This window comes from Limosilactobacillus caviae (genome assembly GCF_014635905.1).
Classification (GTDB): Bacteria; Bacillota; Bacilli; order Lactobacillales; family Lactobacillaceae; genus Limosilactobacillus; species Limosilactobacillus caviae.
Map to the genome: position 1 here is coordinate 79,239 of NZ_BMDS01000004.1, position 24,212 is coordinate 103,450.

Annotated in this window: 23 protein-coding genes and 1 tRNA gene; 16 read left to right on the forward strand and 8 right to left on the reverse strand. The window is 39.2% G+C overall.

The window, feature by feature from the left end; genetic code table 11:
* The first annotated feature begins 98 nt into the window (after window positions 1-98).
* The 6 genes from IEU90_RS06430 (at window position 99) to IEU90_RS06455 (ending at window position 6,334) form a co-directional block, all read left to right on the forward strand.
* On the forward strand, window positions 99-986 hold the full coding sequence (locus IEU90_RS06430; RefSeq protein WP_188357895.1) for a LysR family transcriptional regulator: 888 nt from the start codon (window positions 99-101) through the stop codon (window positions 984-986).
* A 53-nt stretch (window positions 987-1,039) separates the two neighbouring features.
* Entirely contained in the window at window positions 1,040-2,407 is a 1,368-nt protein-coding gene (locus IEU90_RS06435) for a threonine/serine exporter family protein (RefSeq protein WP_153709887.1), read from the forward strand.
* 15 nt (window positions 2,408-2,422) lie between these two features.
* Window positions 2,423-3,076, forward strand: coding sequence for a uracil-DNA glycosylase (locus tag IEU90_RS06440; RefSeq protein ID WP_153709888.1), 654 nt, complete (start codon window positions 2,423-2,425; stop codon window positions 3,074-3,076).
* A 126-nt stretch (window positions 3,077-3,202) separates the two neighbouring features.
* Entirely contained in the window at window positions 3,203-4,711 is a 1,509-nt protein-coding gene (locus tag IEU90_RS06445) for an MFS transporter (RefSeq protein ID WP_188357896.1), read from the forward strand.
* A gap of 51 nt (window positions 4,712-4,762) precedes the next feature.
* Window positions 4,763-5,749 (forward strand): alpha/beta hydrolase fold domain-containing protein, encoded by a 987-nt coding sequence (locus tag IEU90_RS06450; RefSeq protein WP_188357897.1) that lies wholly within the window; start codon window positions 4,763-4,765, stop codon window positions 5,747-5,749.
* Window positions 5,750-5,761: 12 nt separating this feature from the next.
* Window positions 5,762-6,334, forward strand: a complete 573-nt coding sequence (locus tag IEU90_RS06455) for a DJ-1 family glyoxalase III (RefSeq protein WP_153709889.1) — start codon at window positions 5,762-5,764, stop codon at window positions 6,332-6,334.
* A 103-nt stretch (window positions 6,335-6,437) separates the two neighbouring features.
* Here IEU90_RS06455 and mprF read toward each other — a convergent pair whose 3' ends face one another.
* Window positions 6,438-9,023, reverse strand: coding sequence for a bifunctional lysylphosphatidylglycerol flippase/synthetase MprF (gene mprF / locus IEU90_RS06460; protein ID WP_188357898.1), 2,586 nt, complete (start codon window positions 9,021-9,023; stop codon window positions 6,438-6,440).
* Window positions 9,024-9,160: 137 nt separating this feature from the next.
* On the opposite strand from mprF, the gene IEU90_RS06465 reads away from it, so the two are divergent.
* Window positions 9,161-9,235 (forward strand) — tRNA-Asp (locus IEU90_RS06465).
* Window positions 9,236-9,312: 77 nt separating this feature from the next.
* Window positions 9,313-10,176, forward strand: a complete 864-nt coding sequence (locus IEU90_RS06470) for an RluA family pseudouridine synthase (RefSeq protein ID WP_153709891.1) — start codon at window positions 9,313-9,315, stop codon at window positions 10,174-10,176.
* Window positions 10,177-10,315: 139 nt separating this feature from the next.
* On the opposite strand, the gene IEU90_RS06475 is transcribed toward IEU90_RS06470, so the two are convergent.
* Window positions 10,316-11,014, reverse strand: coding sequence for a DUF4811 domain-containing protein (locus IEU90_RS06475; RefSeq protein WP_188357899.1), 699 nt, complete (start codon window positions 11,012-11,014; stop codon window positions 10,316-10,318).
* Complete coding sequence (locus tag IEU90_RS06480) at window positions 11,014-12,507, reverse strand: MDR family MFS transporter (RefSeq protein WP_188357900.1); 1,494 nt, start codon at window positions 12,505-12,507, stop codon at window positions 11,014-11,016. The genes IEU90_RS06475 and IEU90_RS06480 overlap by 1 nt, the downstream gene beginning before the upstream one ends.
* Before the next feature lie 134 nt (window positions 12,508-12,641).
* Between IEU90_RS06480 and IEU90_RS06485 the strand changes: the two genes are divergently transcribed.
* The 4 genes from IEU90_RS06485 (at window position 12,642) to IEU90_RS06500 (ending at window position 16,956) form a co-directional block, all read left to right on the forward strand.
* Window positions 12,642-13,094: a MerR family transcriptional regulator gene (locus tag IEU90_RS06485; protein ID WP_153709893.1), complete on the forward strand. Its 453-nt coding sequence runs from the start codon at window positions 12,642-12,644 to the stop codon at window positions 13,092-13,094.
* Window positions 13,095-13,161: 67 nt separating this feature from the next.
* On the forward strand, window positions 13,162-13,509 hold the full coding sequence (locus IEU90_RS06490) for a DUF3368 domain-containing protein (RefSeq protein WP_188357901.1): 348 nt from the start codon (window positions 13,162-13,164) through the stop codon (window positions 13,507-13,509).
* Between the two features lie 252 nt (window positions 13,510-13,761).
* Window positions 13,762-15,618, forward strand: coding sequence for a ribonuclease J1 (gene rnjA, locus IEU90_RS06495; RefSeq protein WP_153709894.1), 1,857 nt, complete (start codon window positions 13,762-13,764; stop codon window positions 15,616-15,618).
* Window positions 15,619-15,768: 150 nt separating this feature from the next.
* Window positions 15,769-16,956, forward strand: a complete 1,188-nt coding sequence (locus tag IEU90_RS06500; RefSeq protein WP_153709895.1) for a CPBP family intramembrane glutamic endopeptidase — start codon at window positions 15,769-15,771, stop codon at window positions 16,954-16,956.
* A gap of 45 nt (window positions 16,957-17,001) precedes the next feature.
* Here the strand turns inward: IEU90_RS06500 and IEU90_RS06505 are convergent, their stop codons facing one another.
* The 4 genes from IEU90_RS06505 to IEU90_RS06520 are packed head-to-tail and all read right to left on the reverse strand — an operon-like array spanning window position 17,002 to window position 19,889.
* On the reverse strand, window positions 17,002-17,655 hold the full coding sequence (locus tag IEU90_RS06505; protein WP_153709896.1) for an amino acid ABC transporter permease: 654 nt from the start codon (window positions 17,653-17,655) through the stop codon (window positions 17,002-17,004).
* A gap of 12 nt (window positions 17,656-17,667) precedes the next feature.
* The gene (locus IEU90_RS06510) at window positions 17,668-18,306 is read right to left on the reverse strand and encodes an amino acid ABC transporter permease (protein ID WP_153709897.1); all 639 of its coding nucleotides are present in this window, start codon (window positions 18,304-18,306) and stop codon (window positions 17,668-17,670) included.
* Complete coding sequence (locus IEU90_RS06515; RefSeq protein ID WP_188357902.1) at window positions 18,306-19,136, reverse strand: glutamate ABC transporter substrate-binding protein; 831 nt, start codon at window positions 19,134-19,136, stop codon at window positions 18,306-18,308. Before IEU90_RS06515 ends, IEU90_RS06510 begins: the two co-directional genes overlap by 1 nt.
* A gap of 12 nt (window positions 19,137-19,148) precedes the next feature.
* A complete protein-coding gene (locus IEU90_RS06520; protein ID WP_153709899.1) occupies window positions 19,149-19,889 on the reverse strand; it encodes an amino acid ABC transporter ATP-binding protein in 741 nt (246 codons plus the stop codon).
* Window positions 19,890-20,165: 276 nt separating this feature from the next.
* Between IEU90_RS06520 and IEU90_RS06525 the strand changes: the two genes are divergently transcribed.
* From IEU90_RS06525 to IEU90_RS06535, 3 genes are all read left to right on the forward strand, one after another.
* Complete coding sequence (locus IEU90_RS06525) at window positions 20,166-20,642, forward strand: universal stress protein (RefSeq protein WP_153709900.1); 477 nt, start codon at window positions 20,166-20,168, stop codon at window positions 20,640-20,642.
* A gap of 172 nt (window positions 20,643-20,814) precedes the next feature.
* A complete protein-coding gene (locus IEU90_RS06530) occupies window positions 20,815-21,498 on the forward strand; it encodes a VIT1/CCC1 transporter family protein (protein WP_153709901.1) in 684 nt (227 codons plus the stop codon).
* Between the two features lie 14 nt (window positions 21,499-21,512).
* The gene (locus IEU90_RS06535) at window positions 21,513-22,205 is read left to right on the forward strand and encodes a VIT1/CCC1 transporter family protein (protein WP_153710030.1); all 693 of its coding nucleotides are present in this window, start codon (window positions 21,513-21,515) and stop codon (window positions 22,203-22,205) included.
* 99 nt (window positions 22,206-22,304) lie between these two features.
* Here IEU90_RS06535 and IEU90_RS06540 read toward each other — a convergent pair whose 3' ends face one another.
* The gene (locus IEU90_RS06540) at window positions 22,305-23,228 is read right to left on the reverse strand and encodes a cation diffusion facilitator family transporter (RefSeq protein WP_153709902.1); all 924 of its coding nucleotides are present in this window, start codon (window positions 23,226-23,228) and stop codon (window positions 22,305-22,307) included.
* Window positions 23,229-23,411: 183 nt separating this feature from the next.
* On the opposite strand from IEU90_RS06540, the gene IEU90_RS06545 reads away from it, so the two are divergent.
* On the forward strand, window positions 23,412-24,080 hold the full coding sequence (locus tag IEU90_RS06545) for a metal-dependent transcriptional regulator (RefSeq protein WP_153709903.1): 669 nt from the start codon (window positions 23,412-23,414) through the stop codon (window positions 24,078-24,080).
* Window positions 24,081-24,212: the final 132 nt, after the last annotated feature.

A 24,212-nucleotide genomic window follows, 5' to 3' on the forward strand; every position in this document is an offset into this window, starting at 1 on the left:
TTTTATATTACCGCCTATTTTCACGAACATTATTTTGTGTTCATTCATAAGTTGACGTAATATAAAGATGTTATTTAAATACAGAAAGGGTAAAGACGATGAACACTCGAGATTTACAATACTTTGTTATGTTAGTTAAATTAAAAAATTATACTCAAGTAGCAAAGTACTTTAATGTTTCCCAACCCAGCATTACCCAAGCAATTCGTCGGCTTGAACAAGAATTTGACACGAATTTGGTGCGCAAAGATCGGGTTCATCGGGATGAAATGATTACTCGAAGCGGTCAGCTACTATATAAAAAAGCAATTGCCATCAATAAGAAAATTGATATTGCTCATCAAGAAATTGCTCGTGCGGATCAACAACAAATAAAATTCGGCCTGCCGCCAATAATCGGTAAAATGTATATTTCGCATATTATTGGGAATCTTTCAAAACAGCTTTTGCAACGGTTCAAAATAGTTTCTGTTGGTTCGCATGATTTGTTGGCTGAATTACAAGCAGGGAAAATTGATATCGCAATGCTAGGATCAATTGCGCCGATCAATCAAGCAGGAGTTTTTGCCCAACTAATAACAACCAGACCATTTAGTATAATTGTGAGCGAACAGCACCCGCTTGCTAAGAAAAAGTCAGTTAGTTTTCGTGATTTAACTGATGAGCTGTTTATTAACTATGACCAGCAATATGTACATAAGGCCGCCTTTCAAGCCTATTCTACTTATGCCCAAATCAATCCGCGAACAGCTGTTTATAAGGTTCCTAATATTTCCTGGATTAAAGAACTAGTTCGCCAAAATAAGGGAATTAGTTTAATGGTGAAGGATGCAGTGAAAGACGAACCGGGAATTGTTGCCCTAGATATTGAAGATCCAATTCCAGAAAAATTTTATATTTCAATTGCCACTCGCGAAGACTATATTTTAAGTAAGGATGAGCAACAGTTAATTTCACAGTTAGAAGAAATTACACCGACTGCTTGACAAACGCCGTATAATTAAATAGTTAAGAGAATTGATGAAGGAGCTTGATGATTTTGAGTAAGGATAAAGAGACGGCAACGGATACATTCGAGCCGGCTGAACATTTGTCGGAAAAACATCATATGGCGATTCCATGGCACGATTTTTTCACAAATGATAATTTTACCCCCGCATATGAAGCAAACTTAGTAGAACGTGCAGCAATTGTCGGGCGAATTGGGTTAATGATGCTTTCGTATGGTACCGGGGCATGGCGGGTACGTGACTCGATGAATACAGTCGCACGGACATTAAAGATGACTTGCTCTGTCGATATTGGGCTAGTTTCCCTTGAATATACCTGTATGGACGCGCATCATAGCTATACTCATGCGATTTCTTTGCCAAGTACGAGTGTTAATACTACTAAACTTGCGCGAATGGAACGATTTATAAAAAAGTTTGATAAGCATGGAAGCGAGATGACAATTGGCGAAATTCATGCTCAGCTAGAAGAAATTGCTCAATCTAAGGGAAACTATGCTCCTTATCAAGTGGGATTAGCGGCAGCCCTTGCATGTAGTGCGTTCGTTTTTTTGCTCGGCGGCGGTCCTGTGGAAATGTTTTGTAGTTTTATTGGGGCTGGATTAGGTAATTATGTTCGGCGGAAGTTAATTGATCGGCATATTACTCTATTTGCCTGTGTTGCCGTTGCGGTAGCAGTTGCATGTCTTTCATATTTGCTTGCCTTAAGTTTAATGCAGTTAGCCTTCAACGTTAGCTCGCGGCACGAAGCAGGGTATATTGGTGCAATGTTATTTATCATTCCTGGATTCCCGTTCATTACTAGCGGGCTAGATATTTCTAAACTTGATATGCGGTCTGGACTTGAGCGAATGATGTATGCCGTAGCAATTATAACCGTTGCTACATTAGTCGGGTGGATTGTAGCATTGATGGTTAATTTGCGGCCGGAAAACTTTGCTGTTCTTCCACTCTCAGCAGTAACAATGTTCTTGTTGCGGTTACCGGCAAGTTTTTGTGGTGTCTTCGGCTTCTCAATTATGTTTAATAGCACGCCTAAAATGGCGGCAATTGCGGGACTTATTGGTGCGGTTGCTAATACATTAAGGCTGGAACTAACAGACTTAACAGGGATTCCGGCAGGAGCCGCAGCATTTATCGGCGCATTTGTCGCTGGTCTGTTAGCATCAATTGTTAAACGGAAGATCCAATACCCACAAATTTCGATCACCGTCCCATCGATTGTTATCATGGTTCCGGGACTATATATGTATCGAGCAATGTATAATATTGGACTAACTTCAATTAGTGTGGGAACATTATGGATGACAAAAGCCTTATTAATTGTCGTGTTCTTGCCATTAGGATTAATTGCGGCACGTATTCTTACCGATTCTAAATGGCGGCATAATGGATAGGAGATTGATAGTGGTATGATTGCTGAATATCCACCACAATTGTTGGCAGAGGTAAAAGCGAAAACTGCAGATCGTCAGCTAACAGGTTTTACTCCTGGTCAAGGGCCAATTAACCCAGACCTAATGTTAGTAGGAGAGGCACCGGGACGTCATGAAGAAAAAGTAAATATTCCCTTTTCGGGCGCTTCTGGTCAAGAATTAATGGGTTTCATTAAATCGATTGGATACTCACGCTCAACAGTTTATATTACTAGTGTTGTTCGCCAGCGCCCTTATAGCATTAAGAAAGTTAAGGACAAAAAGACTGGTGAATTAATTGAAAAACACCCTAACAGAACGCCCACAAAAAAGGAAGTACTTGCATTTGCGCCACTGTTTGATTGGGAGCTGGCAACCGTCAAGCCGCGACTGATTGTGCCCCTCGGTAATACAGCACTTCAACGTTTGTTGGGTCGTAATGCTAATATTGGTGAACTTCATGGTCAATTGCTTCACCAGAAAATACAACAAGCTAATGCAAACCACGATGGATATCAAATGTCATCGACAAAGTATTGGATCATGCCGATGTATCATCCAGCCGCAGTACTTTATGCACGACGATTGGAACCAACGATTAAAGATGATTGGCAAAAGTTAGGTCGAGAAATTAAAACATTAAAAAAATAACCAGTATACTTTTAGCGATAAAGGTCGTATAATGGAAAACAGTTTGTAATCGAAGAGGATGGGATAATGCACATTAAGGCTTTGTCCCATCCTCTTTAGTACGTAAAAATTAGGGGAGATGAGAAAGTGGAATTGCAACAACGGCGAACGATTGTTACAGGTGCGTTACTTCTATCAAATATTATGGCGGGGATGGACGGTACTATTGTTAACACGGCGCTGCCAGCTATTACCAGTGATTTACACGGCCTCCAATATATGGGATGGATTATTGCAACTTTCCTTTTAGGGATGGCAGTTGCTACGCCATTGTGGAGTAAATTTGGTGAGCATAAAGGAAATAAGCAAGCTTATATTACTGCAACTTCGATGTTTCTACTTGGTGCTATTTTTCAGGGCCTTGCTCCTAATATTTTATGGTTTATTATTGCCCGAACGATTATGGGAATCGGTGCCGGTGGAATGAACACCATTCCGTTTATTGTTTTTGCCGAATTATATGATAACTTGAAGAAACGTGCGCAAGTATTAGGAATTGCTAGTGCATGTTTTGGAACGGCATCGATTATCGGGCCGCTGCTAGGTGGCTGGATTGTTGATGCGTTAAGCTGGCACTGGGTATTTTACGTTAATGTTCCGATTGCGTTAATTGCGATTACCATCGTCAGTTTGTTCTACAAGAATGTGAAAAAGCAAGCTGCGGGAAAACCAGTGGATTACTTAGGAGCTACCCTATTGGTTATCAGTTTGGTAATGATCTTAGTTGCTGTTCAGCTGATTGGTTCAGCATCTGGATTAATCGTTGCAGCGTTATTGGTTATTGGAATGCTCCTCTTATTCTGGATGGCGAGAGTCGACAGTAAGGCAGTTGACCCCATTGTCCCCAGTCGTCTTTTTAAGAATCATGAATTAGTAGTTGATTTTACATTATTCGTAATTATCTGGGGATCATTTATTGCCTTTGTTACTTATATTCCAATGTGGGCACAGGGAATATTAGGATTGAGCGCATTACTCGGGGGGATGACTCAGATTCCTGGAGCTGTGACTAATTTTATTGGTTCTGAACTTGTTCCTGTCCTTCAAGAACGCTGGGGTAAATACTGGATCGTTACTTGCGGGGCGGCGTCAATTTTTATTGCTTACGTCGGAATTATGATTGGCGGACAGGAATCACCATTTTGGCTGCTCTTACTGATGGGAGCGTTTGAAGGATTTGGCGTTGGTCTTGTTTTTAATATCCTGCAAATTAATGTTCAAACGGATGCGGAATTGCGTGATGTACCGATTGCAACGTCTTTGGGTTATCTTTTACGGATCCTTAGTCAAACCCTTATGTCTGCTGTTTATGGTGTTATTCTTAATCAAGAATTATTTCGGGGAGTTCAAGAACATCATGGGATTACGCTTAGGATGCTTAATAAATTGTCCAATGCGAAAACAGCTGATTCTTTACCGGGATCATTATTACCAATGATGAGGAAAATTCTCTATACCGGTTATCGAGATATCATTATTGCGGCCGTTATTTTAATTGTTATTGCCTTGGTACTAGTCATTTCTTTAGCATGGCGAAATCATCGTCGCCAACAAACGGTAGCGCCTTTAAGTAATTTTAAGGAAACCAAGTCTTAAATCATGATAGGATAGTAGTGAGATTTTTGTAAATGAGGAGAGGCAATTTCCGTGGAGAAGATGAAAAAGATTAATGCTCAAATTGCTAGCCGGTTAGCTGCTAATCTTGAAAATAGTTTACGCGAGTTACGGCGGTGCGGTGCGCATCGGTCGAATAAGGCGACTCTTGTCGAGATGGGTATTCAGTTAAGTGGATTTAAAAATGATTTAGCTGAAAATAATAAGTTTAATGCAATGATTAGCAACGCATGGATTGATAATGATGCCGATTATCAGCTTCCCGCGGTCTCACTGTCTGTCAATATTAAACGCCAGGAAAAAGAGGGATTGGTCACTTATATTTTAAATAACCATGGTGAGAACCAGCCAGTGATTATGTATATTACTGGTGGTGCTTATGTTCAACGGCCTGATAAAACTCACTGGCAATATTTAAATCGATTAGCGGTAGAGAGTGGAGCGAAGGTCTATGTTCCGCTTTATTCGCTAATACCGCAAGCAACATATCGTCAAGCCTACCAGGAAATTGCTGCTTTATATAATGAGATTTATAATTTGGTTCCTGCTAGTCAAATTACAATTATGGGTGATTCTGCTGGTGGTGGTTTGGCGACTGGTTTCTGTGAGTACCTTGGCAAAAAAGGGTTACCGCAACCTGGACATCTTATTTTATTTTCACCGTGGCTTGATCTTGATTTAGGTAACCCTCTTATTAGTAAATATGAGGAAAATGATGTTACACTAGCAGTGAGCGGTCTACGAAAAATCGGCACAATGTGGGCTGGAAACACTGACCATCGTGATTACCGGTTAAGTCCGTTATATGGAAACTTTGAGCAATTGCGCGATGTGATGATATTTGTTGGGACAAAAGAAATTTTGTATCCTGACACCGCGTTATTTGTTCAGAAGTTACGGGAAGCCGGAGTTGTGGTTAAATTTTGTGCTGGACGCGGGCTATTCCACAGCTATCCCCTTTATCAAATTCCAGAATCTAAACTTGTAATGAAACAGGTAGTTGCGACAATTAATAATTAATGAGGTGATATTTTGGCAAAAGTTGCTGTTATGTTTGCACCGGGTTGTGAAGAAGTTGAAGGATTAACGATTGTTGATGTTCTTAGACGAATGGGGATTGATACAACCATGGTTGGCTTAGAAGATATCCATGTGCCAGGTGACCATAATATTGAATTAACATGTGACGAGGTAATGGACGATAGCTTACTTGATTATGATGTAGTTGCATTCCCCGGTGGTCGTGGCGGTGCTCAGAAACTTCGTGATAATGACCAGTTGATGAAGTTAATGCAAAAGCGAAATGCAGAAAATAAGTGGGATGCTGCTATGTGTGCTGCGCCGATCGCATTAGCACGTTATGGCTTGCTTAATGACCATTGTTATACTTGCTTTCCAGGTATTAATGAGGAAATTGCTAAGGTCGCGCCAACTGCAACGTTTAAAGAAGATATTACGGTTGTGGATAACGATGGGAAGATCATCACGAGCCGTGGTCCAGCCACTGCCTTAGCTTTTGCCTATCAAATTGCAGAAGTACTAGGTTATAATACTGATAAGATTAAGCATGAGATGCTTTATGATTATTTGATGGATCAAAAATAATAAATATAGGGGCTGTGATATAAGTCCCAAGTTACAAAATAGGCCTCTAGCGTTCGGTAAATTTGAACTCTAGAGGCCTTGATTTTGTTTTTACGAACCTTTTCTATTTAGCTATCCACCAGAAAATTGAACGGTGGTTTTGCTGATCAACACGTTGGTTAACAACGCTGACTAAAATCATCATTGTCGCAATAATTGAATTCTTTTTACGGAAGGCAGTATAGCGGGAGTACCAAGCTGTGGCATATTTATCTTTATATCGTCGCAATCCTTGGAAACCATACAAGTGATATCCGTATTCGTAAATAAAATGGGCAGCTTTTTCTTCAATAAAACTAAATTGATATTCTCCAACGTTAGAAAGGGGGGCCATTCCTAAATCAAAGTAAGTATATCCATTTTCTTGACCATATTGGAACATGCTGATAAAAATTTTATCCATAATTCCTGATGGTGCATCTTTACTATGACGCATGAGGTCAATTGTAAGAATTTCTTTACCACCTGTTGGCATGAAAGTCGCAAAAGCAACCATTTTCCCGTCTTTATTACGGACAACCCCCACTGGAGCTTGATTGATATAATACGAATCAAAGAAGCCAAGCGAGAATCCTTTTTCAACTTCATTACCAAGCCAGCTATCTGAAACTTTTTTCATTTCTGCTAACTGGTCTTTACTAAATGGTGGTTCTTCTACAGAAAAAGTATATCCTTCGCGGTCAAATTTATGCATTAAGGCTCGTTGTGATCGTTGACGCTTACCTGCAAGTGTAAAATCGGCAAGTTTGACTAACCCTGTTTCTCCAGTCTTAATAAAATCAAACCCAAATTCATGTAGGAGCATGGTCATGTCGCTAGATACTTCATAAAATACTAATTGATAGCCATAATCATCTGCTTCTCTGACAAATTGCCGTAATGCCGGTCGCCAACTGGATTTGTCACCAACAGGGTCTCCCATGACTACTAACCGGTCATATTTGCGCCGATACATAAAGAATAGTTGATCATGATCAGCTACACTGTAGTAATAAATCGCTTTGTCTTTGAGGAAAGCAAGGTGACTAGTTTCGTTGCCACCATATTCTTTGATTACATTACGGACACGGTCAGCATTGAAGACAATTGGCATATTAAATGGATCTGTCCCGGCCATAAAGTAACGAAGAATAAAGAAAATTAGCAGGAGACCAAGAATTAGTCCGAATAGTCCAGACACCCAGATCTTTTCTCCAGGAAAGAAAAGAAAGTCGGGAATATGGTGCTTGCTTGAGTACTGGGGGGCGTTAATGACGCCGACAATCACGTATAAAATACAAGCACCGGCAAAAATAAGACTATCAATGGCAAACTTACCGATTGAATATTCCAGCTTTTTGCGGTAAAGGACGTGACGAGATAATAACACAAGAACTAGGACAATAATTAGGTAAATTGTTAGACTAAGCGTGCCAAGGTTCCAGATAGTATTTGCAATTCCAATCACTAATAAGATTAATGTTGGGAGATAAGCCTTTTTTACTTTTGACTGTAATCCCCGAGCGCAGGCAAGCATTGCTAGTGCGAAAAGGACTGTTGTCAGTTGATGCAAGAAGAAGAACGTATAAGGATAGAGGCGTGCAATAATTTTATTCTGTGCGGTAATATCTGGAATTGATGCTGTGATTAGCATTAAAATACCAGAGACATACATAAATGTTGTAATTAAAAAGTAGGCGGTCTTCCGAACCATCAATAACGGCAAGCCATCAAAGAACTGGTTGACTTGTGATGCAAGAGAATGTAGAAACATGATTCCAGCAATAAATAATGGGACAATATAGTAGAAAATACGGAATAATAATAACCAAATAACAGCGGTTGCCTGGGGAACGCCAAGCAATGACAGTTCAAGCATCATTAACAGGTCGAATGAGCCAAGCGCCCCGGGAATCATTGAAAGGACCCCTAAAACCTGTGCAACGACGTATAATGGTAATACACTAATTAAGTTATGACGAATCCCTAAGCACCAACCTACTAATAAGAAGAATAGGGCGACAAATAACCATTCACAGGTTGAACTGGCAACGAGGAAAGACCCTATTTTAGGGGTAACATCCTTAAATAATTTATTATTATGAATAACAGTAAAATAGAAAACAATCGGGAAATAGAGCCCACCGCCAACAAGCCAAAGCGCATATTGGTTAAAATGTCCACCGTCATGAAATACAAACATAATGATTAACGCTACCCAGCAAAGAACAGATAAACCAGAAAGCAAAAAGACGGCAATCTTAGAGATAGCAAGAAGAATTTCCTTTTTCGTTGCGTTTTTTCGGTAGAAGTAAGCTCGTAATGTAGAGCCAAGAATTCCACCAAAACCGGCAACGTTAGTTAAAGTATTAGTTATCCAACCACATCTAATAATATATAATTTCTTAAATTTCCCGGGTAATAAACGGGTGATTGCAAAGTCATAGCCTAGCATTGGAATAACGGCGATACATCCGGTAATTAGTAGGAAAATGATGTTTTCCCATGAAAGATTTGCTAATCCAACGCCAACTTCATGCCATTTGACTGTCTTAAAGAAACTACCAAGGGCAAGAATGACGAAGATTAAAACCGAGGTCACAAATACTACTTTTATAAATTTTGAATATTTTGACCACCAGTTTAATAGGCGTTTGCCCAACTGTTGCATTAAAAACTCCTCCTTAATAATAGCTAGTACTCTCATTATAAACTATGGGTATACATTGGAAAAATAAAAAGTAAAATAATAAAAAAAGATGTTGACTAATGTTAAAAAGTTTCGTATACTTTTATTTGTTGTCAAATGGTCCGTTGGTCTAGTTGGTTTAGGACGCATCCCTGTCACGGATGAGATCACGAGTTCGAGTCTCGTACGGACCGTCATAATTAAGAGAGCTGTGATACATGTCATCAGCTCTTTTTTTGTACATAAAAACTTAGAAGGGAAAGTACTGAATATGGAAAATACATGGGTATACCAAGGATCAGAGCCGATTAAGATAAAAAAATATCTTCAATCACTAGGAATGGGCCATCGATTATTTAACGATTTGAAAAATGGTGAAGGCGAATTCCTTGTTGATCATCGGCAGGTTCGACCGACTACGCAAATTCTGCCACACCAACCATTAACGGTTAAAGCTCAGCCAGAACCGGCAGACGAGAGTGTTGCAGTTAGTAACGAGCAATTAAATATTGTTTATGAGGATAATAACTGGCTAGTGGTTGATAAGCCGGCAGGAATTTCATCAATTCCCGGACCAACGATCTTAAACGGAACAGTACTCAACAGGGTAAAGGGGTATCTGCTTTCTAGCGGTTCCGCTGATTTACGTCCGCATCTGATTACCCGATTAGACCGGTTTACAGGAGGACTTTTGCTGGTAGCTAAGCATCATATTGCCTCCAGTATGATCAGTCAGCAAGTTCAACAACATAAAATGATTAAGGAATACATGGCATTAGTAGAAGGTTCGTTAACGGATAAGCATGGTGAAATAAATAAACCAATAGCTCGCCGCGAAGGTAAAATTGCCCGGGTAATTGCAAAAGATGGTCAACGCGCTTTAACCGAATATTGGGTTGAAAAGCAGGAAGATAATTGGACTCAAGTAAGAGTGCGGTTGCATACCGGACGGACGCATCAGATTCGTGTTCACTTTGCTTCAATTGGTCACCCGCTGATTGGCGATCATCTTTATGGCGGAGATACGAGTAAGTATGATCATCAGCTGCTTCATGCAAGTAAAATTAGTTTTATGGATCCGTTTACCCTTAAACAATTAACCTTTACATCTGCAATGCCAGCAGTGTTTAACTAAAGGGAGTGAATCATCCCGCAAGCACAAATAGAGCTCCAGCGTTCGGATTTGCCGAACACTGGAGCTCATTTGTGTACTGCGCTGTTTGTATTTTATCTAAGTAGTAGGATTTATGTTACAGTCCTTTATTTAACTTGTTTTAAAATCTGCTTAACGCTTTGTGATGAATTTGTTGCTGACGAACTAGTTGAACTACTCTCGTTTGCGGATTCTTAGCCATTGCTGCTTGAACTTTTGCAGTAACAAATGCCCGTCCCTGTTCTGCTGCCTGTGCTTGTAAATGCTTCCCAGCGGCTGATTTTGTAATCTTTGAAAGCTTGTTGGCCTGACTAGTTGTTAATTTAATATATGTTTGTGGATATTCTAATACATTTGTACGCTTAACTAATGTATTATCCATCCCAGACCATGCATAGAGGACTTTATAAAAATTGTTTTTATACTGCCAACGAGTCTCAGTTGTGACTAACTGTGGCGTATCATTTTTTGTCCATTTGATGCGGCTGGTAGTATACTCGTTTGCTTGAGTATGGTGGGGCGTTTTTTGTTTTGGCTTTGTGTTATAGATATAGACATTATCTTGACCGCTTTTCCCTACTGGTTGATAGAGGGCAAGGGGCATCGTTGAATTAGAAGCGGAGTAAATACGCGTAGTTGTGGTAGTTGTTACTTGATGCATCCCAAAATGGTGACTGTAGTTTAACGTCATTAACGTTGTGGAGGCAATAAAAATAATTCCCGTAATGGTTGCTAAGATGTTTCGTAAATTTTTTTGCTGGATAAACATCATACATACAAAGAATGCGATTGCGCCCAGAAAAGTTAAAATAATGACCATTACTTTTCCCCTCCTTTATTAGCAGATTTATCAATTTTTAGATGAATTCCGTTACCACTAGTAACAAAGAGGGCAAGGACGAGACCAATTAGTGAAAAGGCGATTGCAAACCAGAAGGCAGCGTGATATCCCATCAAGGTTGCATCGAACATCTTAGCCTTGTATTGTAATGGCGCTTGAACAAGCAACGAATGAGCCGGTTTATTACTATTTGTAACATTCGTAAGCACGGAAATCATGATTGCAGTTCCGACTGAAGTAGCAACTTGGCGAACCGTATTGTTAACTGCTGTCCCGTGAGAAATCAAATTATAAGGAAGAGAATTCATTCCGGCAGTTGTAACAGGCATCATTACCATTGAAATACCAAACATTCGGACCGCGTATAGGAAGACAATATAAATGGTTGGAGTATCACGAGTAATGAAGGCAAATGGAATTGTACCAACACTTAAAATGAACATCCCCGTAAAGACAAGTCGTTTAGCTCCATAACGGTCAAATAAATTCCCTGTAATTGGGCTCATGAATCCCATGAATAATGCCCCAAACAGTAATGTAAGGCCAGAATGGAAAGCTGACATTCCATGAATAATTTGAAGATAAAGAGGAATAACAAATTCGACCCCAACCATCGCCATCATAACAATTGAACTTAAGATAGTTGCGAGTGAGAATTCTTTACTCTCAAAGACTTTGAATTCAAGAAATGGTTCGTCTAGTTTATTTTGGCGAATAATTAAGAAGGCAACTAAGACTGCTCCAACAATGATTGTTGAGAAGACGATAGGGTTTGTCCATCCTTTATCACCAACGCTGGAGAAACCATAAAGCATACTTCCAAATCCTAGTGTCGAAATGATAACTGAAATCCAATCAAGACTTGGCTTAGCATTTGGAATAACATTTTTAACGGCAAAAATACCTGCGATAATTACTAGGGCGGCAATTGGAACGATCATTCCAAAGAGCCAACGCCAGCTAAAATTGTCAATAACCCAACCAGAGAGGGCGGGACCGATGGCAGGAGCTAAACCGATAACAAGACCATTAATCCCCATGGCTGCTCCCCGTTTTTCAGGTGGATATACCGTTAACATGATATTTTGCATCAGCGGCATGTTAATTCCAACACCGACTGCTTGAACAAGCCGTCCCATTAATAGGACCGCAAATGATGGAGCAATCCATGCCATAATGGTTCCAACTTCAAAAATCGACATTGCAATGATAAAAAGACTCTTGGTATTAAAACGACTAGTAAGGTAAGCACTGACGGGGATCATAATTCCGTTAACTAATAAAAAACCGGTAGTTAACCATTGAACGGTAGCAGTACTTATATTAAATGCATTCATTAATGCCGGAAAGGCGGTTGATAGAATGGTCTGGTTTAAGATTGTACAAAAGGCCCCGATTAATAATACAAAGATCATTAAGGAACGATTGTAACTCTTGCCATTAATATCAACGGGTTGTTGCTCTTGATTCACGAATAGAATCCCCCTTTATATTTTTATGCAATGTGAAGAATATAATACTATTTAATATCTTTGTCAAATAATTTGACAAAGATAACGGATTTTTGATAATTTAACAGTAGAATATAAAGTTGAAGGAGAGAAATATGGATCCGCTTTCTGAACAAATTAGGAAAATGATTGTTAGCAAACAGCTTAAAATAAGTATGAGTGAAGTGTCTCGAGTAACGGGAGTATCTACAAGTCAATTAAGATATTGGGAAAGAAAGGGTTATATAAGTTCAGACCAAGATGAGCAAAATAAGAATCATTACTTTAGTTTTCCAACAATTTTTCAAGTATTTACAATTAAGGTATTTCTAGATCAAGGCTTTACTTTAACAACGGCAGTAAAAAAAGAGCAGGAACGGTGTGAGCTTCATAAAATTTTTACGCGTTTTATTACTGATTGCATTATGGAAATAAAACAGACTGGGGAAAAACAGGGCGAGGTAAAACTAGGGCCCTTAGCTGAAGACCCGACTAAAGAAGTTTATGCGGTAATTACTGACGATAAAACCAGTCTTCATGTCCGGGACCGCAATAAGGCGGATAATTAACGCAAAAGAAACTTTGTGGTATGGTAAAGATGACAAGGTAAAGGAAAATTAGAAAGGGAGACCATAAGTGACTACATCGGGTTTAAGTTACAGTGAGTTAAGCGAGGACGCTAAGCAAAATGCCCTTAATTCATTTATTGATTTTTATGTTAGTCAATATAGTAAAGGAAGTTTGGAAATTCTAGGATCGCGTGTTTCAAATGAACTGATTGCAACGATTAACCAAGTGTTACGCGATAATCAGTTTATGGATCACCATGAGCTGACTGAAGTAAGTACCCGGCTTAGTAAGCCCGCATATCAAGAAATTTTAGCGGACTTGACGGATGTTAAATATCGAGAAGATGGAGAACCGGTTGTTGATTGGATGACAGCATGGTCAGAAAAAGAAGAACAATTACCTGAAGAAGACTAAATTAGAGATTAACTTAAGGGAATGAATAATGGCTTGCTAAGAAGGTTATTTTTCATTCCTTTATTACTACCTTCAAATTTGTAGATGTGGTAAAATAACATTAGTTTTACGTACGGATTAAAATAATAAAGTTAAGTGCCAAGAAATAAAATTAGAATAAAGTAACCGACCTTGCCCAAACAAAGCGGTTCTTTTGGCTTACTTAAATTTCCGTTAATTAACGTTATAAAAATCTATAAAAGGAAAGGTATTATGGCAAAGTTAAAGATAAAAAATAATGAAGTTGCCTTTTACGCCATGGGTGGTCTTGGCGAAATTGGTAAAAATATGTATTGTGTACAATTTCAAGATGAAATTATCGTAATTGATTGTGGTGTTTTATTCCCGGAAGATGAATTACTGGGGGTTGACTATGTAATTCAAAACTATGACTACCTTATTGAAAATAAAGATAAGATTAAGGGGATCTTTATCACCCACGGTCATGAAGATCACATTGGCGGTCTTCCATTTTTCCTGCAAAAGGTTAATGCACCAATTTATGCAGGTCCCTTTGCGATGTCTTTGATTAAGGGAAAACTGGAAGAAAAACATCTATTACGAAACGCAGAGTTGCATGAAATCAATGAATTTGATGAGGTTCATTTTAAGAAATTATGGGTTAGTTTCTTCCGGACAACCCACTCAATTCCTGATACATTAGGGATTGCAGTTCATACTCCGCAAGGGACAATTGTTCAAACCGGGGACTTTAAGTTTGATTTGACACCGGTTGGGAATTTGCCTGGTCCAAATCTTCAACAAATGGCTAAACTAGGCGATGATGGTGTTTTACTACTGACTTCAGATAGTACAAACGCAGAACGACCGGAATTTACTAAGTCTGAACGATGGGTTGATATTCACATTCGGCGTATTTTTGAACGGATCAAGGGACGGATTATTTTCGCATCCTTTGCTTCTAACGTCTATCGTTTACGTGAAGCTTCTGATGCAGCCATTGCTCAAGGGCGTAAGATTGCTGTTTTTGGCCGTAGTATGGAGAATGCGATTACGGCCGGTCAAGAACTCGGTTACCTGAATATCCCTAAAGACTCATTGATTGACCAAAACGAAATTAATAACTATCCACCAGAAAAAGTATTGATCATGTGTACTGGATCGCAGGGTGAACCAATGGCGGCGCTTAGTCGGATTGCTAACGGAACTCACCGCCAGATTACCATTCAGCCTGAGGATACCGTTGTTTTCTCAAGTAACCCAATTCCGGGTAACACGACTAGCGTTAATGCCTTGATCAATAAGCTTGAAGAAGACGGTGCTAATGTTATTCACGGTTATGTTAATAATATCCATACATCCGGGCACGGTGGTCAAGTCGATGAAGAGTTTATGCTCCGCTTGATGAAGCCGAAATTCTTTGCGCCGGTTCACGGTGAATACCGGATGCAAAAGATTCACACTAAGTTAGCTGAAATGACTGGTGTGCCTAAGCAAAATAGCTTTGTCCTATCTAATGGGGATGTTTTAGCCTTAACAAAGGACTCTTGTCGTGTTGCCGATCACATTGATAGTGTCAGCGATGTGTATATTGATGGTCGTGATGCCGGTGATACTGTTGGGAACCCTGAGATTCGTGAACGACGCCTACTATCTGAAGAAGGGGTTGTAACCGCGATTGCAGTTGTTGATCTAAAGGACTATCAAATTGTTGCCGGTCCAGATATTGTTTCGCGTGGTTTTGTTTATATGCATGAATCACAAGAATTGATTAAGGCTGCTAACCATGAAGTGTTCTGGGCAATTCTTAATACCTTTAAGAATCATAAACATATTGACCAACGGGTACTTAACCGGACAATTATTAGCAGGCTACAAAAACTGCTCTATGATCGAACAGGTCGTCGTCCGGTAATTATTCCGATGGTAACGATTTTGAATGGTAATAATCGTTCAGAGAACCAGCATTATCGTCGTCCAAATAATAAAAATAACCAATCACATAAGGGTGAGCGGTCAAGTAACCATAACCACCGTAATTCGCAGCATCATTCTAAAAAGAAGAATGTTAAAGAAAAACAAGCGGTTGCGACCGGAAATACTAAATAAGCAATACAAAAAGAACTTGCAGATTTTTTGCCTGTAAGTTCTTTTCTGGTTTAAACTAAAAAAAGAGGATTTGTCCTTAAAACTAAGGAGATTGTTTGGTATGATCATATTTAGCAATTATTTTATATTTCCCAGAGAGGGTGAGGTTAAATGACCGGAAACGATTATTTAAGGATCTGGTATCGGGTTCAAATTGGGGCAACCCTGGTCATTTTGGCAATGATGATGATTCGTAATTACGAGTTTAATCGTCAAACAGTTGCATTAGCATTGCTGATTATGGTTGCAATTTTAGCGATTGGTCTAACTTTTGAATTGCTTCCTAATTTGCCGTTGCTAGTAAAAAAGTTAAACGCGTGGCTGCAGGTAATAACTCAGCCGATAATTCTAGTTTTTGCATGGGACGTTATGGTTCGTGAAATTATCGTGCTACTGCATTTGCCATCACGGGGTGTAGTTACAATGATGATTTTTTACTATTTCATTATGTTCGCGCCCTTTGCTAGCGTGGTTGGGGGACTGATGAATTGGAGTATTGAGCGGCTAATATTTATTGCCTGGTTGGCACAAGTTGTTTTTACCCCCTTGATTGCTTTACCAACGGACCTAGTTGATAACCACTTTCTATTATTGACGCTATCTACTGGTGCAGTGGGTGCTGTTGCGTTCTTTATTCTTACTACTACAGTAATGAGAACATGGCATTTATCCTGGCCGGGATTAAAGCCGCATTGGAGCGGTGATTTTAATTGGTGGATTTTTGCCGGGCTAATTTTAGTAGATATTATTTTTATGGCATTAAACACTGGTGAAATGCCTAACCTGCACCATGCTAATTGGGACTTTACCTTATCTGCATTTGAAGCGGCAGTAATGGAGGAGAGCTTATTCCGTTTTGCAATTCTTGGCATTCTATTTTATGCTTGGCGCAACCTAAGACAACGCCTTCCACTAGCTTTAGCAACCAGTTCAATTTTGTTTGGAATTGTTCATCTTACTAATTATGGTCCGCAAGAATGGTCCATGACTATTCTACAAGCTGTTAGTGCAGCGGGAATCGGGCTTTTCTTTGCGACTGTTTATGTTTATACTGGTCAGCTATGGTTAGCGATGATAATGCACTTTTTGTTAGATTGGACGGCATTTGTCGCTTCTGATTCGACACTGATGACAGGTAAAGTTACAATTCAGGATTGGATTGGAACAGGGATTGAATTAGCCGTATTTATCGGAATTACAGTTTGGATGATGTACGGACAGCGCCGGCAGGTAATGGAACGGCATGTAGATCGGCTGACTGGCGAACACCAGCGTTTCGGTTTTATGATTCAATATTAAAAAATAAAAGATGTGACTGGAAAATTTCGCGGTCACATCTTTTTATTATGCAATATGTTTATGTAAGTATCGTGCAAATAATGAGAGGGAGTAACAAACAATAAAGTATAGGACGGCCAACGCAACAAACATTGGAATAATGTAGTTAGTATTTTGACCATAAATAATTTGTGCGTGATACATCAACTCGGGCAAAACAATAATTGTCGCCAAAGAAGTATCCTTGACTAACGAAATAAACTGACTAACTAAGGCCGGCATCATATTTTTAATTGCTTGCGGCAAAATAATAATTCGTAATGCTTGCCACTTAGTAAGACCATTTGCTAAGGCTCCTTCTGTCTGACCATAGTCGATTGAATTTATCCCCGAACGAACAATTTCTGCTACCATTGCAGATTCAAAGATTGACAGGGCCATGATAGCTGCAGGGATAATTTCTGGTTTTATTCCAATATTTGGTAAGCCAAAGTAGGTGAAGAAAATAATTAACAGGAGTGGCAGGTTACGGAGAATGTCGATAATGAACCCCACAATCGCTGAAAGATATTTGATTTTGGCATAACGGATAATTCCGAGAAACGTTCCAAGAATAAAACTGATCACAATGGAAATAAGGGAAACTTCGATTGTAATCCATAGCCCTTCAAGGAGGAAACGGATATTAATCCATGAATAAGCATCAATAAAGTTTTGCATTTTTCATCCCTCCTAGGCTAGTTTCTTTTCAAGATGCCGCATGTAGTAACTTAGCGGAAGAGTAATGATTAAGTACATTATCCCCACGATAAAGTAAGTAGGCATTGTTTCAAGCGTATCGTTTGCAATTAAATTACCTTGGTACATAAGATCAAAGCCAGCGACAAAGGCAAGCACCGATGAATTCTTAACTAGATTGATGAACTGGTTTCCAAGCGGGGGAATTACCACACGAAAAGCTTGGGGCAAAACGATGTACCGCATTGCTTGACCATAAGTTAGACCATTAGCGAGTGCTCCCTCCATTTGTCCGGGGTCAATTGAGTTAATTCCGGCACGGACAGTTTCAGCAATAAAAGCTGAAGTATAAAGGGTTAAGCCAATCGTCCCCGCTGTAAAACCATTAATTTTGACGATATACATTGGGATAATCAAGAAGAAAGCCATTGTAATTACTAGCAACGGGATATTACGAAAGACTTCAACATAGACGTGACCAATAATTTTAACAACACGGTGTTGAGAAATTTCTAGCAAAGCAAAGAAAGTTCCAATAATAAGGCTCCCAATTAATGCGATTAGACTACAGAGAATAGTATTCCATAAACCGGTCAAAAGGGGATGCCACTCATTTGCAATTAAGTTTAACATTAGCGTTTCATCTCCTGATAATTAAATCCTTTGACATCACCGAACCATTTAAGAAGGAGGCGGTTATAAGTTCCATCTTTTTCAACTTCTTTTAGTGCCCAGTTTAACTTCTTACGGAATCGTTCTTGATTTTTATTAACAGCAATTCCGTATGGTTCTTTAGTAAAATTGCCGCCAACGACTTCATAGCCAGGGTTTTCAGCAGCCATTCCATAAAGAATACCATTATCAGTAGTAAGAGCATCCCCTTGCTTTGACTTAAGTGCAGTCATTGCTTGGGCATAATCTGATAATTGAAGCACACGGGCTTTAGGAGCAAATTTGGCAACGTTCTTTACTGAATTTGAACCCGCAACTCCCAAGATAACAGCGCCACGTTTGTTTAAATCATTGATATTTTTAATTGGGCTTCCTTTTCGAACTAAAAGTGACTGCCCTGCATCAAAGTAAGAATGAGTAAAGTCGACTTGTTTAGCTCGTTCGGGGGTGATCGTCATGGTAGCCATGATTGCATCAATATTACCGTTTTTTAGTAATGGCACCCGTGTTCCGCTAGTTACTGGAACAAAGGTAGGCTTCCCATTTGGACCGAGAATTTTCTTTGTTAAAGCTGTTGCAAGATCGATTTCGAATCCTTCTAGTTTTCCGGTTCGGATATTTTCTAAGCCAAAAAGCCGCGTATCCGTTTTAACTCCCCATGTAATTCGTTGACTACGCATATCTTCAGTTAAGACATCTTTTTTGGAAATTGAACTACTACAAGCAGATAGTGTCAGGACGGTCATAATGAGGAGGGCGCTAAGACTAATTAATCGCCAATACTTTTTCATATTGTTCCCTCCTTAGTGACCGCTAATCTTACTCATAAATTCACGAGCACGTTCTGTGGATGGCTGGTCGCCAAAGAACTTTTCTGTTGAATCATCTTCTAAAATCTGACCGTCTGCCATAAATATTACTCGGTCGGCAACTGCACGTGCAAATCCCATTTCATGGGTCACAACCAACATAGTCATATTTGAATTTTTGGCGATGTCTTTCATAACGTCTAAAACATCATCAATCATTTCTGGATCAAGCGCACTTGTTGGTTCATCGAATAATAAGCATTTAGGTTTCATTGCAAGACTACGCGCAATTGCAATTCGCTGCTTTTGTCCCCCAGACAACTGTGCTGGCATACTATCAGCCTTGTTGGCAAGCCCGACCTTATCAAGAAGCTGCATTGCCAGTTCTCTGTTTTCATCATCTGGCCGTTTTAAGACGATTCGTGGCGCAAGCATGATGTTTTCAAGAACGCTCTTATTGTTGTACAGGTTAAAGTGCTGGAAGACCATGCCGACGTCTTTTCTGATTAAGTTAACATTGGTCTTTTTATCGGCAAGATCAAATCCGTTAACGATTAATTGACCATCTCTAATTGGGTCTAAACCATTGATAGTCCTAATCAGACTGCTTTTTCCAGATCCTGATGGGCCGATTAATACAACAGTTTCGCCAGCCTCAATTGTTAAATTAATATCTTTTAATGCATGGAACTTACCATAGTATTTTTGCACATTATGAAATTCAATCATTGACATGTGTTATATACCCCCATTTCATTTATATTATCAGTAAGCAGGTAACTTCAATTATATAGTTTGTTCCAGAAAGCGTCAAAATGATAATTGTGTAAAGCTTAATTTATCAAGATAATTATGAAATTCTTTAATAAATTACTTTTATTTTAGGAATGCCAAAATAATTATTTACAAAATTGAGATAAGTAGTAACATAGTGAGTGAACAATATGATTTAACGAAGAGGAGCGAGTAATGCTTTATCGTTAAAAGGAGAACATAGGAAGGAGAATACTAATGTTCGAAATAAAGCCAAAGAAGTTCAAAAAGATCCTCGTTGGTGTTGACGATGCGCCAGATGCCCGTGCCGCTTTTTCATACGCGGTTGACAAGGCAAAACGTGACGGATCAGAAATCGGGATCGTTTCAATCTTGGAGACTGACCGCGTGAATGTGTATCAAATCTTAGATAAGGATTATGTTCACAGCAGTGAGGATGAATTACGACAACGAGTAAATGAATACGTTCAGGCGGCTATTGATTATGGGGTTAACCCAGAAAAGATTACTGCGATTGTTGACCGGGGTGAACGTCCAGCTGAACGGATTTGTAATCATGTTATCCCAGCTTTCCAACCTGATTTATTGGTTGTTGGTTCAATTGGTAAGAAGGGAAACCGAAAAGCGGTAGGTTCACAGGCTTCATACATGGCCCGTCATGCTGGAACATCAGTATTTGTTATTCGGACAAATACAGTTCAAAGCTATGAATAGACTAATTTCTTTTAAGATTATTGCGGTAGCTCGTTAATTGAGCTATCGCTTTTTCTATGCATAGCGTAGTTAGAATCTTTATAAATTGGATTTGCAAACCAGCTAATCATTGTTGTTTTTTGGATATTCTATGTTATAATGATTCTAAACTAATGAGAGGGAAGGGATAGAATTGCCCAAGAAAAAAATGTCTTTAGCTCAAAAAGTAAATGTTTTACGAGCAAGTGTAATGGGCGCAAATGACGGAATCATTTCGATTGCGGGAATTGTTATTGGGGTTGCCGCAGCGACGAGTAATGCCTATTCAATTTTAATTTCTGGCTTATCGGGGACTTTAGCCGGTATGATTTCGATGTGTATGGGGGAATATGTTTCTGTTTCTACCCAAAAGGATTCGCAAAAGATGGCCTTAATTAGTGAGAAGCAACGATTGAAAGACCAATATCAACAAGAATTCAATTATGTTCAAAAGAAATATGAAGCGCAAGATATTGACCCGCAACTGGCAAATCAGGCTACTAAGGAATTAATGGAAAAAGATGCTTTGGGGACGGCTGTTCAAGAACGATATGGCTTTAACCCCAAAGACTTTACCAGTCCTTATGCGGCAGCGATTGCATCGTTTATTTCATTTCCAACCGGGTCTATTTTACCAATGGTCGCTGTAACAGTTTCTCCAGCGGATACGCGTATTTTAGCTACTGCGATTGCCGTACTGATTGCATTATTAATTACAGGATATTTTGCTGCGGTATTAGGCAAGTCTAATCGAATTAAGTCAATGTTTAGAAATGCGGCAGCTGGATTATTGACCATGGGAGTTACATACTTGATCGGACAATTATTTGCGCGTTAGGGAGATGAGAAATGATGGCTATGAAAGCAAAAAAGCGACAAAAACAAACGATGGAAGAAAAGCTTAATACTCTCCGTGCTGGTGTGTTAGGATCAAATGATGGAATTTTAACTGTTGTTGGGGTTCTAGTTTCTGTTGCTGCGGCGACAACCGATCGTTTTACAATCTTTATCGCTGGTTTATCAGATTTACTAGCTTGTGCTTTTTCAATGGCGTCTGGAGAATATGCATCAGTATCAACCCAGAAGGATACTGAAAAAGCCGCGGTTGAAAAAGAAGAAAAACTATTAAAAACAGACTATAATGGTGAGTTAGCTGCTGTCAGAGATTATTACATTGACAAGGGAGTTACTCCTGAAACGTCAACTAAGATTGCCCAAGATCTTCTTAATAAAAAGCCGTTAGAAACTGTTGTCCGCGTTAAGTATGATATTGAATTAGGACACTATCTTAATCCGTGGGATGCTGCCTTTTCATCACTGTTTTCTGCAGCTGCTGGTGGTCTATTTCCTTTAATGGCAATGACTTTTGCGCCAGAAGCATATAAGTGGTATGCCGTGATTTTGGCAGTTGCATTGACGAGTGCATTAACAGGATATATTAGTTCTAAGCTTGGCAATGGACTTGTTAAGGTGGCGGTAATTCGAAATATTATTATTGGGTTGATCACCATTACAATTCACTATGGAGTCGGAAAACTATTTTAGATAGCAGTTCTCCTCTAAATTATTAACGGAGCAGCATAATAGCTGGTAGTAAAAACGACCAAAATCGGCGAAAAACTGATTTTGGTCGTTTCTTCGTAGTTATTTGTTATTTTGGAAGTCGTTATTGATAACATTCTTTTCGTCAACGGGGGTATTAAATAATTCTTCATCTTTTCCTCGATGATATTCTGCCTGAATAGTTACGTGGCAGATATTATATTTTTCATGCAAAATCTTTTCAACCTGACTATAAATCCGTTCAACCTGGCTGAGGGGAAGATCATCACAGTTAAGGTGAGCAGAGAAAATAATCCGGTGTTCATCAATCATCCATGCGTGGACATGGTGTACTGCGGTAACGCCGTCAATCTGCTTAAGGTCGTGTTCAATAGCATCATAATCCAGATCAGGTGATGATTGCATGAGGATTTTGATAGTCTGAGTAATAATTGGCCAAGCTTCATATACAATGTAAAGGGCAACCCCGATTGTTAGAGCTGGGTCAAGCCAGGGGATGTTAACAAATGTAAGAATAATTCCCCCGATAATAATCGCAACTGAAGATAATGCATCGCTTAGGATGTGCAGGTATGTCGCTTTAACATTTAAGCTATCTTCGCTTCCAGCATGTAAAAGGGCTGCTGAAATAAAGTTTGCTAGAAGACCGATTACAGCAACGGTTAACATGATTCCCCCATTGATATGCTGGGGATGCTCTAACCGTTTAATTGCCTCGATGATTAAAAAGATCGAGATGACTATTAAGAAAATACTGTTAGTTAATGCTGACAAAATCTCAGCTCGCCGATAGCCATATGTTCGTTGGCGGTTTTCTGGATGTCCGCCAATATGCTGAGCGAAGTAACCTAGCACAATGGAAAGCGAGTCTCCTAGGTTATGGAAAGCATCTGATAGTAAGGCTAAACTTCCGGAAAGAATACCTCCAATAATCTCAACAATTGTAATTATTACATTTAGGAGGGTAACCGCTAAAAAGCGTTTCCCCGTTACTTTTTCGTCCATAAATTAACTACTCCTCCGTAAAGATCAATTGCGGGTTTGTAAAAAGCTGATAACAAAAAAGTTAGGCTTTCCAAACTACACTTTTAATAATATGATATAATCAATTTGGGTTCAATGTTAATATATAAAAAACATATAGTGACCGATCGTAGGCCAAATTTTAATACCCAGAGGTGAAACAGATTGACTCCAATGAAGGAAGACTACCTAAAAATCATTTTTGAATTAGGCGGTAGTCATAAAAAAGTTTCTAATAAAGAGATTTCCCTTGGACTAGGAATTGCCGCTGGATCAGTAACCGAGATGATTTCTAAGTTGGCTGACGAAGGGCTGGTAGTTCATGAACCGTATGCTGGTATTTCTCTGACTGAAAAAGGACAGAAGTACGCTGCAGAACTTGTTCGTAAGCATCGTTTATGGGAAACGTTTTTAGTGGATAAGCTTCATTATAATTTTGCAGATGTTCATTCAGAAGCAGAAATCCTTGAACACCAGACAAGTGATCGGCTAGCAACTGCACTAGATACTTTTCTCCAGCATCCTGATCATTGTCCTCATGGTGGTGTGATTCCATCAGCTAATGGTAAGTTTCCAGATGTGACACATCGCTTACTGGCAGATGCTAATGATGGCGAAAAAGTTGAATTGGAACGTTTCTTAGATAATCATGAGTTATTAACTTACTTAGAGGAATTAGGATTACGGCCACAAGAGCAAGTGATTGTCGTCCGTCATGAACCATTTGAAGGACCGATTGTTATTCGTAAGGAGAATGATGATAAGGAAATCAATGTTTCATATAAAGCATCACATAATATCTTTATTGAACCAGATAATGTAAATAAAGATTAGGTAAATTTTTACTTATATGATACAATGATTCATGTAGTTTTTTTAAGTGCGGTTGGTTCGGTTGTTTCATTGCAAATGGATCTCTTCACCTGAGATGAATTACAAATTATATTTACAGTGCGTAATGCACAG

What these genes read in the sequence shown, in the direction of transcription:
- IEU90_RS06535 (WP_153710030.1), top strand. Translation starts at nt 21,513, where the DNA reads ATGGCTATGAAAGCAAAAAAGCGACAAAAACAAACGATGGAAGAAAAG.
- IEU90_RS06470 (WP_153709891.1), top strand. Translation starts at nt 9,313, where the DNA reads ATGGAAAATACATGGGTATACCAAGGATCAGAGCCGATTAAGATAAAA.
- IEU90_RS06500 (WP_153709895.1), top strand. Translation starts at nt 15,769, where the DNA reads ATGACCGGAAACGATTATTTAAGGATCTGGTATCGGGTTCAAATTGGG.
- IEU90_RS06505 (WP_153709896.1), bottom strand. Translation starts at nt 17,655, where the DNA reads ATGCAAAACTTTATTGATGCTTATTCATGGATTAATATCCGTTTCCTC.
- IEU90_RS06515 (WP_188357902.1), bottom strand. Translation starts at nt 19,136, where the DNA reads ATGAAAAAGTATTGGCGATTAATTAGTCTTAGCGCCCTCCTCATTATG.
- IEU90_RS06430 (WP_188357895.1), top strand. Translation starts at nt 99, where the DNA reads ATGAACACTCGAGATTTACAATACTTTGTTATGTTAGTTAAATTAAAA.
- mprF (WP_188357898.1), bottom strand. Translation starts at nt 9,023, where the DNA reads ATGCAACAGTTGGGCAAACGCCTATTAAACTGGTGGTCAAAATATTCA.
- IEU90_RS06475 (WP_188357899.1), bottom strand. Translation starts at nt 11,014, where the DNA reads ATGGTCATTATTTTAACTTTTCTGGGCGCAATCGCATTCTTTGTATGT.
- IEU90_RS06520 (WP_153709899.1), bottom strand. Translation starts at nt 19,889, where the DNA reads ATGTCAATGATTGAATTTCATAATGTGCAAAAATACTATGGTAAGTTC.
- IEU90_RS06510 (WP_153709897.1), bottom strand. Translation starts at nt 18,306, where the DNA reads ATGTTAAACTTAATTGCAAATGAGTGGCATCCCCTTTTGACCGGTTTA.
- IEU90_RS06525 (WP_153709900.1), top strand. Translation starts at nt 20,166, where the DNA reads ATGTTCGAAATAAAGCCAAAGAAGTTCAAAAAGATCCTCGTTGGTGTT.
- rnjA (WP_153709894.1), top strand. Translation starts at nt 13,762, where the DNA reads ATGGCAAAGTTAAAGATAAAAAATAATGAAGTTGCCTTTTACGCCATG.
- IEU90_RS06540 (WP_153709902.1), bottom strand. Translation starts at nt 23,228, where the DNA reads ATGGACGAAAAAGTAACGGGGAAACGCTTTTTAGCGGTTACCCTCCTA.
- IEU90_RS06440 (WP_153709888.1), top strand. Translation starts at nt 2,423, where the DNA reads ATGATTGCTGAATATCCACCACAATTGTTGGCAGAGGTAAAAGCGAAA.
- IEU90_RS06485 (WP_153709893.1), top strand. Translation starts at nt 12,642, where the DNA reads ATGGATCCGCTTTCTGAACAAATTAGGAAAATGATTGTTAGCAAACAG.